The 11,142-nt window shown below is 41.4% G+C and carries 8 protein-coding genes; 6 read left to right on the top strand and 2 right to left on the bottom strand.

Annotated features, from left to right (window positions below; genetic code table 11):
* From ABDZ76_RS12380 to ABDZ76_RS12360, 5 genes are all read left to right on the top strand, one after another.
* Positions 1-326: integrase core domain-containing protein (locus ABDZ76_RS12380; RefSeq protein ID WP_343805939.1), on the top strand; the 326-nt coding region annotated here is incomplete at its 5' end.
* 41 nt (positions 327-367) lie between these two features.
* Positions 368-1,432, top strand: a complete 1,065-nt coding sequence (locus tag ABDZ76_RS12375; protein WP_374844620.1) for an Ig-like domain-containing protein — start codon at positions 368-370, stop codon at positions 1,430-1,432.
* On the top strand, positions 1,429-1,704 hold the full coding sequence (locus tag ABDZ76_RS12370; protein WP_343805935.1) for a hypothetical protein: 276 nt from the start codon (positions 1,429-1,431) through the stop codon (positions 1,702-1,704). Before ABDZ76_RS12375 ends, ABDZ76_RS12370 begins: the two co-directional genes overlap by 4 nt.
* A 251-nt stretch (positions 1,705-1,955) precedes the next feature.
* The gene (locus ABDZ76_RS12365) at positions 1,956-3,800 is read left to right on the top strand and encodes an Ig-like domain-containing protein (protein ID WP_343805933.1); all 1,845 of its coding nucleotides are present in this window, start codon (positions 1,956-1,958) and stop codon (positions 3,798-3,800) included.
* 269 nt (positions 3,801-4,069) lie between these two features.
* Positions 4,070-6,976, top strand: coding sequence for an autotransporter family protein (locus tag ABDZ76_RS12360; RefSeq protein WP_343805931.1), 2,907 nt, complete (start codon positions 4,070-4,072; stop codon positions 6,974-6,976).
* A gap of 53 nt (positions 6,977-7,029) precedes the next feature.
* On the opposite strand, the gene ABDZ76_RS12355 is transcribed toward ABDZ76_RS12360, so the two are convergent.
* The gene (locus ABDZ76_RS12355) at positions 7,030-8,103 is read right to left on the bottom strand and encodes a hypothetical protein (RefSeq protein WP_343805930.1); all 1,074 of its coding nucleotides are present in this window, start codon (positions 8,101-8,103) and stop codon (positions 7,030-7,032) included.
* Positions 8,104-8,110: 7 nt separating this feature from the next.
* On the bottom strand, positions 8,111-9,673 hold the full coding sequence (locus ABDZ76_RS12350) for a hypothetical protein (RefSeq protein WP_343805928.1): 1,563 nt from the start codon (positions 9,671-9,673) through the stop codon (positions 8,111-8,113).
* A gap of 381 nt (positions 9,674-10,054) precedes the next feature.
* Here ABDZ76_RS12350 and ABDZ76_RS12345 point away from each other — a divergent pair, with 381 nt between their 5' ends.
* A complete protein-coding gene (locus ABDZ76_RS12345) occupies positions 10,055-11,110 on the top strand; it encodes a dipeptidase (protein WP_343805953.1) in 1,056 nt (351 codons plus the stop codon).
* Positions 11,111-11,142 lie beyond the last annotated feature (32 nt).

The raw sequence follows: 11,142 nt of genomic DNA, 5'->3' as shown, positions 1-11,142 counted from the left end.
AATTCGGCAAGCCACGAACGATAGTTTCTGACAACGGGACAGAAATGACTAGTCATGCCATTCTCAAGTGGTGTCAGGAGACGGGCATTGAATGGCACTACATCGCGCCGGGCAAACCAATGCAAAATGGGTTTGTCGAAAGCTTCAACGGTAGTTTCCGTGATGAATGCCTGAACGAGACCTTGTTCTCTTCGCTCGCTCAGGCGCGCACTGAGATCAAAGCATGGAAGGATGATTACAACAAAAACAGATCGCACTCTTCACTCGGCAATGTCACACCGAATGAGTTCGCCATAAAAATGGCTCTAGAAAAACAGGCCGCTTAAGGCCAATATTAAACTCTAAGACTCTCCTGAAAAATGGAGGAGTGTTGGGGCTCAGGTCACAGGACGGTGTTCAGGCTGATGGTGTGGCTACAATAGCAGTACAGGCTAGCCTAGTGGATTCACAAGGAGTGGCTGCACAAGGAAAAAATCTTGTTTTTGCCCTTCCTTCAGGTGTTGATGCAACTTTTACTGATGCATCAAAAGCGCTCGTGCTTGGTACAGATGCGCATGGTCAAGCTGTAGCGAAAGTACGGGCTCGCTCAGCAAGCGATGTGATAGTTAATGTAACGTGTAAACTGCAAGATCAGGATGAGCCAAAAGCAAATCTTGATGTTCACTTTAAGGCTGACGTTCCAATTGAGCAGTATACTAGGCTTACACTAGAAACAACAAAGAACCATGCAACTTTTGGCACGGGTCAACAGGATGAAGTTTTAGCCACCTTAACAGATATGAAGGGCGCCCCAGGAAAGAATATATCGCTTATTTTTACGCTTCCGCAAAGTAGTCGCGCTATTTTCATAAACGGTACGAAATCAATTACTGTTACTACGGATGAAAAGGGGCAAGTTCGCGTTGCAGTCATCGCAGCCAAGGATGGGGCATTTACGACAACGGTCACTTGTATAGTGGAATTGAATGCAACTGTTAATGCTAATACAGATGTTGTTTTTGAGACAAGTATTGTAACGCCTGCTCTGACTTTGGAAGTTACAAAAAATAATGCAAAAGTGATAGATGGAGATTACATTGCTGTTCGTGCTAAAATTAAACTGCCAACAAATAGTCCGCAACAGCATTATGTGCTAGGTGTTACTTTAAAAAATACTCCAGACCATCAGGAATATTTAATTTTTGCAGCAAATAGTTCTTCTGATAATGCATCATTTGCTTTTTTAAATACTATTTCTACAACGGGTGATGAAACCAACATTGATGTATGGATTAAATATAAAAATACTAATATCACCAGTAATGTATCGGCAGTCATCGTAGCGGAGTTGTTCTATCCAAAAGGATCAGCCAGAGAAAATGATAACCCTGTTGTTTCAAATGAGGTAACTGTTACGTTTTTAGTGCAAAAAAACCTCAGCCAGTGCCAGTGAAAAATAAAAAAATTACTATTGAGTACCTTAGGCATATGTATCGTGGCTTATCGGGAATTGTAACATTTAGACTTATTGATGAAGACACAGGAAAAAGTGCTCCGCATATAAAATTTTGGGCTGGTGTGTATCCTTTTCCAGCTCGTAGTGCTCTTACTGGACCTTTCGTTGGTTGGACAGATTCTCCTTACCTGTCTCCTAATTTACCATTTCTTTACCCTAACCATATTATGTGGTATTCTGATGAAAGAGGCTTGGCTGAGTTAAGTTAGACTATGACACCGGACGTTAGGAAAGTATCTGTTGTTATGGAGCAACCGCCTAGAGGTGACCTTAATCCAGCGGTCGTCGGTGAGTTTTCATTTGATGTATTATAGATTTTTTAATTATATGTGGTGCGCATATTAATTTGCGCACCATTTATTTTTTAACTCACCCTGTTTAATTTAACAGTATATGCTTCATTTTAATTGAACTATATTTTTATAATTACTTGGTAATTTTTAATATATAGGAATTTAAAATGACTGATATAGATAATGATATTTTGCTTTCAAATGATCCTATCGTTCTGCCCGTTTTAGCATCATTGAAGCTTAATTTAGTTAAAAGTGGTGTTGCAAAAGCAAATGGTAAGGATGTTATCATTGCAAATGCTACGATTGATAATGCTGGGGACTATAATCCTGATAATCCAGCATATATCGCCTTTCAAATTATTTCTGGAAGTGCCACTTTTGAAGGCACAACAGCACAAAAATATGTCAAAAAAGCTGTCAATATGGCATGGACGGCGAGTGTTCATATCGTCGACACTATAGGTGAAACTGGAACCATTAAGGCGTTCTTGTACACGACGAATGGCGACAAATATGTCACCCAGGATTATACATTTATTAATACATTAACTGGCCTGAAGTTAGAGCGCATAACACAGGACGGTGTTCAGGCTGATGGTGTGGCTACAATAGCAGTACAGGCTACTCTGCTGGATTCACAAGGAGTGGCTGCACAAGGAAAAAATCTTGTTTTTGCCCTTCCTTCAGGTGTTGATGCAACTTTTACTGATGCATCAAAATCGCTCGTGCTTGGTACAGATGCGCATGGTCAAGCTGTAGCGAAAGTACGGGCTCGCTCAGCAAACGATGTAACGGTTAATGTAACGTGCAAACTGCAGGGGCAGGATGAGCCAAAAGCAAATCTTGATGTTCACTTTAAGGCTGACGTTCCAATTGAGCAGTTTACTAGGCTTACACTAGAAACAACAAAGAACCATGCAACTTTTGGCACGGGTCAACAGGATGAAGTTTTAGCCACCTTAACAGATATGAAGGGCGCCCCAGGAAAGAATATCTCGCTTATTTTTACGCTTCCTCAAAGTAGTCGGGCTAATTTCATAAACGGTACGAAATCAATTACTGTTACTACGGATGAAAAGGGGCAAGTTCGCGTTGCAGTCATCGCAGCTAAGGATGGGTCATTTACTACAACGGTTACTTGTATAGTGGAATTAAATGCAACTGTGAATGCTAATACAGATGTTATTTTTGAGACAAGTATTGTAACGCCTGCTCTGACTTTGGAAGTTATAAAAAATAATGCAAAAGTGATAGATGGTGATTACACTGCTGTTCGTGCTAAAATTAAACTGCCACATAATAGTCCGAAGCAGCATTATGTGCTAGGTGTTACTTTAAAAAATACTCCAGACCATCAGGAATATTTAATTTTTGAAGCAAACGCTTCTTCTGATAATGCAACATTTGGTTATTTAAAAAGTATTTCTACAACGGGTGATGAAACTGATGTTGATGTATGGATTAAATATAAAAATACTAATATCACCAGTGATGTATCGGCAGTCATCGTAGCGGAGCTGTTCTATCCAAAGGGATCTGCCAGAGAAGAGGATGATCCTGTTGTTTCAAATGAGGTAACTGTTACATTCTTAGCTGAAGTGAAACCTAAGCCAGTGCCGGTTGCCCATGACCGGTACGATATTGAAATAATTCCATTAAGGGATAATGTTACAGCGCCATATTCTGTAATGGCTCCCCCCGGGCTTGGTAATATAGCATCTGTTCGGTTGACGCGTAATGGGTATCCAGTAGCAGGGCAGATTGTTCGATGTGATTTCGCAGCAAATGCGCTTGCTGGCTGGTATAAGTTTGCGAATGATGGCTCTCAGATGTCGCAATGTGTATCTGGGAACGGTACGACGCAGGTATTTATGCGAACCGACGGCAATGCTCATTTTTCGGTCACTATGGCCGTATGGTCGAATGGATCTTCACCGCAGGCACATTCCGGTACCCTTTCTGCTTCATATCAGGATGCTCATGCCAGTCATGCTTTTCATTGGCAATAGAATAAATATTAAGTATCCGTAATTTAATAAAATAGCGCCATAATATTTGGCGCTATTTTTTTATTAAATTTATAATATTTTGCATTATATATTAATATTTATTGAATTATAGTTTAATAAAGGTAGTAAATATTTTAATATTTAATTATTGTCAAGATTTTGTAAAATAATACAGTAATATTTTTTGCTTTAATTGACTCTATTGTTCTCTTGTGTAGCTTTAAATGATTAATTTTTTTCATTTATTTTATACATTAAAGAGGTAATTTATGATAATTAATCGAAATTTATTAAATATTTCTTTGCTTGTGCTTTTGTCTTCTACTTCACTTGTTCTGGCTGCTGGTAATGGGGGCGGTTCTGGTAGCGTAGGTCCTAACGGTGAAATTGTTGGTGGTCGTGGAGGGGGGGCTGACGTATATGGTGGTAGTGGTGGGTCGACTGTAGGGCATCCGGCGCCAGCAGTACCGACAGACGGATCAGGTGGTCGGGGATCAACATCGGCGTTACCTCAGTTTCCGGCTGGTGGTGGTGGTCGCGGTGGTAAACCTACAATTATTAATAATGAGACTGATGAGTTGCCAGGGCCCCTTGACTTTTCGGCGAATGGTAATCCAGGGGCACAAGGTGAAAGTGCCGCTGGCGGGGGCGGGGCTGTTAGTGTAATCATTAATGCCAGTACTTATACCCTCACTCGACCTATCAGGGGAGGTTTAGGGGGCTACGGCGCAAAGAATGATCCTATAGAGGGTAATGCCGGCTTGGTTGGTTCGGGTGGTGGCGGAGTTGGTGTTGTTTTTAATGGGGATGTTTTAAATATACCTGAACATTCAGGTGTTGAGGGAGGCTTAGGGGGGACAACTGTAAACGGTGGCTCACTTGACCGGTCGCCACTTGTATCTGCAGGCGGTGGCGGATTGGGATTGCTGATCAATAAAGGGACTGTAAATAATGCAGGCCATATACTGGGGGGCGCAGCGGGAAGTACTTTTGATGGTAGCTTGGGCGCGCAGGCGGGTGCAGGTGTATATATGCGGTCTGGAACAGTTTTGAACAATAGTGGTAGGATATCGGTTGCGTTTAACTCGGCGAACTTCAGTACCCAGCCTGCAGTCATTATGGCAGGTGATGGGATTGTTTTTAATAATAAAGAAAACGGTAAAGTTTATACTGGTTTTAATGCAACAACAAAATACGACCCATTTATAGTGGTTGAGGGTAACTCAAATATTATTGTCCATGAAGGCATAATATCAGGAGGACCATTTCTTGAAGGATTTGGCGAACTTACAGATGAAGCAAATACACCAATGGTTTCGTTTGATGGTGACAATAATACACTTGAATTGCGTGGTGGCAATAAAATAACGGGGCTAGTTAGTGCAACAGGTGGAAAAAACCATTTGGTATTTGGGGGCGCAAAAGACGATAGCTTTGATATTTCTAAGCTTGGTATAGAGGGGGCAACTCAGCAATACACTGGTTTTTCTGATTATAAAAAGACGGGCAGTAGTCATTGGACACTGCTTGGAGCACAAGGTGATAGTGCGCCCTGGAAACTGGAAGAAGGTGTCTTGTCCGTAATGGGTAGTATTGCAGGCACTATGCATGCTGTGAACGGACGATTGGAGGGGGCCGGTTCAGTCGGAAGTCTCACACATGAAGCAGGAAGCACAGTTGCCCCGGGTCAAAAAGGTATCGGAGTACTGACAGTTAATGGCGATTATATAGGTAATGCCGGTAATGTTGAGATTTCTGCTGTGCTGGGCGGAGATGATTCACAGGCGAGCCGGCTTATAGTTAAGGGCAACTCATCGGGCTCAGCTAATGTTCATGTCATTAATCGCGATGGTTTGGGTGCTCATACTGTCGAGGGCATAAACATCATAGAAGTGGGTGGCCAGTCTGATGCGACGTTTACCTTAGAAGGTAACGCTGTAACTAAGGACGGGCAGTCATCAATTGTTGTTGGTGCTTATTCTTATACGCTTCATAAGAATGGATTAGCCGATCCTAATGATGGTAACTGGTATTTAAGGTCGTCGTTAGGGCAGCCAGATAATCCTGTTAATCCTGTTAATCCAGATAATCCTGTTAATCCAGTTAATCCTGTTAATCCGCATGTGAGCCCAAATCCACCTCGATATAACCCTGGAGCTCCGGTTTATGAGGGTTATCTGCATTCAATGCAAGCACTCAATCGGTTGCCAACGCTTCAGCAACGTGTTGGCGAGCGCTACTGGAAGGGGGCAAGTAATCCGATTATTGAACAAGGTGCAGATGCCATAGTAGGAGAGCCTTTTATACCGGAAGCCCAGAGCGGTCCATTGATCGATAATGGAGGCATTTGGGGGCGCGTTGAAGGTAGTTACGAACATTTCGAGGCTAGAGTATCAACATCCGGTATGGCGCAAAATGTAAATTCATTAATTTTACAAGCTGGGCTTGATGGACAGTTTTATGAAGGTGAAACTGGCAAGTTGATTGGTGGCTTCACGGCACAATACGGAACTGCCAGATCTAGCGTTATTTCTGATCACGGTGATGGTAAAATCGACACCCAGGGTTGGGGTCTTGGGACTACTCTGACGTGGTATGCGGATAATGGTTTTTATTTAGATGGTCAGGCACAACTCATGCGCTATGATAGCAATCTTTATTCGACCACGACAAGCAGATCACTTCTCGAAGATAGTAAAGGTTTTGGATATAGTGCAAGTTTAGAGGCTGGAAAGCGTATTTATGTTGATAGTCATTGGTCACTAACTCCGCAAATGCAATTCATATGGTCTTCAGTGGATTTTGATTCCTTTAATGATGCTTGGGGTGCTTCTGTCAGTAAAGGCAATGGAAATAGCTTGAGGGGAAGATTAGGTATATCTGCAAATTATAGTAATGGCTGGTATGCGTCTAATGGTATGGTTAGTCGTTCTGATATTTATACTATAGTTAATCTGTATCAGGAGTTCATGAAGGCTCCTAAGGTTGCAGTAGCTGGTTTGAACTTTGAACATAATAATGAAAAAACATGGGGGGGGATTGGTGCCGGAGGCACCTATATGTGGGCAGATAATAAATATGCTCTCTATGGAGAAGGTTCTGTTAATACAAGCTTAAAAAATTTCGCGAAAAGTTATAATGTTAAAGGAACATTAGGTTTCAAAATAAAGTGGTAATGATTTAACTAAAATATACAGGGCTGCTTTTTATATGAGCAGCCCTGTATTGATCAAGATAAATTAAAGAAATTTGCTTTTATATTTAAAAGTGCATCTGTTTCAAAAACAGAAGATATAAAAATATTAAACTGACCGGGATCTTGGCTAGTTACTGCAAATTCTGCAGTTTTGTTGATGACATTAATTGTTTTATTATTGCTCATTGAAAACTTAAAACCTGTTCTTAAAGTTTTTTGAAGAAATTCTAAATTTTCATCAACTGATACAAGTAATGTTTCATCTTCATTTGAGTCCTGCATAATGATACTAACAATTGACATTGTTTGCCCATCTGCAATGCATTTTGTGTTGATGCAGTATGATTTAAATTGGCTTGATGCATCACCTGTTACTTGAACGTAATTACCGAATGTAACTGGTGAGGATAGTAATGGCTTTTTGTCGTTTTCCCTTGTAATAGTTATGCCGTCTTTCACTACAGCAAGTTTCGTGTCATATCTGGGGCCAGTATTGATATTGTCAATTTTTATTAGTACGATCGGACAAACACCTTTGTCGTCTAATTGAAAAAGAACACTATCTGCGCCGCCAGCTTCTTGAAATCTCGTATTTCCATCGCCGTGTGCTTTCCAGATTGTTCCAGGCGTACCGCGTATGACAGCAATATTTGCTGGCATCAAATGCTTGTAATCATCATTATAGGCAGCGGCACCTTCGGCTATATCTATTTTAAGGTTGCCTGAATCTTCGTCATAAATAACTTTAAATTTCAACTCTTTTGAGTAACTTTTGTTCGGGTGAGGTGTGCCGTCATCTATAGTTACAGCGTATTGAATAGTATTATTTCCAATTTTATAATTTAAATCTCCATTTTTATTATATGTTGGAATATCAAAATTATCAATAAATGGAAGCTTTGTAGATGAATCAAATTTAACTGTTTGGGTTGCAATTACGGTACCATTCAATAATAAGTCGACTGTCGTTGGTATTCGCATTAAGTCCCAATTTTCGATAGAGGACTGAGCATTGCCTTGAAGCTTATCCAAAACTAAGACATTATTTGAATCTAGAGGGGTTAGACTAGGTGTAAGCTCAGGGACAGTGAGGAGTGTTTGTGTCATATCATCCTCATGCTAATGATGTGCTGATCGGGCCGATAAGTGCTTTTGAATCACCGATTACCGGAGTGAAGATGGTGCTGGATGGTAAATACTGATAGAAAATAGAGTATGTATTTCCTCCTGCCGGATTTGTGGGGCCAAAACCGATAAATTCGTCAGCAGGAATGTTGATTGTTTGTTCAGCTCCATTGCTAACATTCGTCACTTGCTGGTCAAAAAACTTAGTTAATTCACGGAATTGACCGTTTGAGTCATCGCCTCTAAGACTTACAAAGATGCGAATAATATTTGTTGTGGTGAGAGTAGTGCCACTATTTTGAAGTTTTGTTGCGTCAGCTCCAACCGGTACGATGAAATCAATTCCATTGCTACCTTCGAGACTCCTTAAATTAATCACGCCGCCATCAGGTTGAACGAACGGGCCGACATTTTCTAAGGTTGGTTTTGGTGGAGGGGTAGGACCTGTTGCTACAGTGAATTGTGTGCGTTGCGAATTAAACATGTTTCCCTGTCTGCCTATTGAATAAAACATTACATTTTGACCGTTATTGCCTACAAGATCACTAATGTTTGCGGTTGCTCTCGCGTTTCTAGGGTTCAAGTTATTGATTGGAAATGGTGTAAACTCGGAAGGAACGAGCTGGGTTTGAAATTTATCATTTAGTATTAAACCAACAAAATCAGCGTCTTGTAACGGCACATCATTTAAAGCAACAGAAAATGTTGATCCCGTGACCGATGTCGCGTCGTAATTACCTTGGGAGTTTCTAGGTAGTAGAGGTTGAGGCGCTGATTGAGGGCGAATAACACTGTTATCGTATAAATAAAGCTGCATTGTCGGAACGCCATTTGTGCCCGCGTCCACACTGATGTCCAAAAATGCTGGTGTTGTGTTGGCAACGATAATTAATGTTGCTTTTCCGTCTGCCTGAGTTTTAACTTTAAATGATCTGCTGCCTAGACCTGATGCAACACCACTGAGTGGCCTGTTGGGATCATCGGTACTGTTTGGATCAAAGATCCGTCCTCCTCGACGATTTGATACCAAATTGGAGTCTCGAATAGTGAATGTGACTTCAAGATTGCTAACAGGGGCTCCGCCTGAGGTTGCAGTAATGACGATCGTTGACTTTTGATCTGCTGTGGCGGTTGAGGGTGTGAGGTCATCTGTTGTAGCCACCTGCATGGATGACTGACTTAACCCGCTTGAAGTAATTAGAGTATCTGCTGGAAGTACAGTAATATTAGATGTAATTTGTGAGATTGTTGGTGACGATGTTGTGAAAGCTAAACTTGCTTGTCCTGCAGCAATCGCTTTTAAACGAGCACGGTTAAAAATTGCAGTGCGATTAATTTTGTCTATGCTAGCTTCAGCAACACTTAATATTAGTGGGAAAGACGACTGAAATAATGGCTGAATTGTATTTGTTTGTCCTTGACTAATAGTTATTCTCGCATTCGTTGTGATGTCTGCATCAGTACTTTCCCATGTTATAGATGGAGTTATGGTAAATTGATCATTTACATATATATTTTCGGATATTTCCGTTCCTATTAACCTATAAGCCATTTTTATATCCATTAGTTATTTAAATTAATTTTGCGGATATAGAATATGGTGAAATGATTTTTTGAAAACTGTCACTTTTAACATCATTTTAGTATTTAATAAATTAGAATTATTTTTTAAATGTATCTATCTATATTGAAATCGGCAGAGATGTCGCGTTCTCAGCCATTTCTTTAGCTAATTCATCGATATATGCATTAATTGTTTATTTTAACGTAATATCTCAAATTGATACATAGCGTATAAATCCCAAACGCAGTTACCTTGACAATTCTCTATTCTTAGCCCCTGATATCTGATGAGGGTACGTGAATATGGGGAGAGCATGTCATGAGTAATCATAAGAATTTAGATTTTCTGTGAATGGGCGTGCGCTAAATGATGCAGAAAATTTTTGATGGCCATAATGACGTTTTACTAAGGCTTTGGGAAAATTCCCGAAATGGCTCAGACCCTGTAAAAGAGTTTACAGAAGGCACTACTGAAGGACATATCGATCTGCCGCGCTCGAAAAAAGGCGGTCTGGCAGGTGGGATTTCTGCCATCTATATTCCCAATGAGCAGAGCCTTCAATTGGCACCGCCCGATTCAAACGGGCATTATTCGACACCGCTCAATAAGCCGCTTGATTATACCAAGTCTCTGGTCATCGCATTGGAAATTGCTGCCATAGCGCTCCGATTGGAGCGTGCTGGCAGCTGGCGCCTGTGTCGCACTGCGACTGATCTGGATAAAGCGATTGATGCTGGTATTTTCGCAGCTGTTTTACATCTTGAGGGTTGCGAACCCATCAGTAAAAATCTGGATGAGCTGGAAGTCTGGTACGCAGCTGGCCTGCGCTCACTGGGGCCTGTCTGGAGCCGTAATAATATATTTGGTCATGGCGTTCCGTTCGCTTATCCAGCCCATCCGGATACCGGGCCGGGTTTGACTGATGCAGGGCGGGAACTGATCAAAGCCTGCGATCATATGGGCATTATGGTTGATCTTGCGCATATCACAGAACAAGGCTTTTGGGATGTTGCCAAGCTGAGCAGTCATCCATTGGTCGTCAGTCATTCAAATGCCCATAGTCTGACACCGGTTGCGCGTAATTTAACTGACAAACAACTGGACGCAGTAAAGGAAAGTAAGGGTGTTGTCGGCTTGAATTTTGCCACTACGATGCTGCGGGCTGATGGGCAGGAAAATGCTGATACACCTTTAAGCGATATGATCCGGCACATTGACTATATGGTTGAGCGGATGGGGATCGACTGTGTCGCGCTTGGTTCTGATTATGATGGCGCACTTATTCCTAAGGCTATTGCTGATGCATCCGGCAGTCAGGCTCTTGTCGGGGCATTGCGCGATGCGGGCTACAATCAGGACGATATCAATAAAATATGCCTTACCAACTGGCAGCGCGTTTTACGCAATGTCTGGCGGAATGCTTAATAATTACATAATCGTAAAAAGATCAAACGGGA

This window comes from Paenochrobactrum glaciei, assembly GCF_039522165.1.
In the GTDB taxonomy this organism is placed as follows: Bacteria; Pseudomonadota; Alphaproteobacteria; order Rhizobiales; family Rhizobiaceae; genus Paenochrobactrum; species Paenochrobactrum glaciei.
Note: the sequence above shows the minus strand (reverse complement) of the source record. Positions and strands in the feature narration are given on the sequence as shown.

Coding starts and splice junctions, on each gene's coding strand:
- ABDZ76_RS12365 (WP_343805933.1), top strand. CDS start 1,956: ATGACTGATATAGATAATGATATTTTGCTTTCAAATGATCCTATCGTT.
- ABDZ76_RS12360 (WP_343805931.1), top strand. CDS start 4,070: ATGATAATTAATCGAAATTTATTAAATATTTCTTTGCTTGTGCTTTTG.
- ABDZ76_RS12355 (WP_343805930.1), bottom strand. CDS start 8,103: ATGACACAAACACTCCTCACTGTCCCTGAGCTTACACCTAGTCTAACC.
- ABDZ76_RS12350 (WP_343805928.1), bottom strand. CDS start 9,673: ATGGCTTATAGGTTAATAGGAACGGAAATATCCGAAAATATATATGTA.
- ABDZ76_RS12345 (WP_343805953.1), top strand. CDS start 10,055: ATGCAGAAAATTTTTGATGGCCATAATGACGTTTTACTAAGGCTTTGG.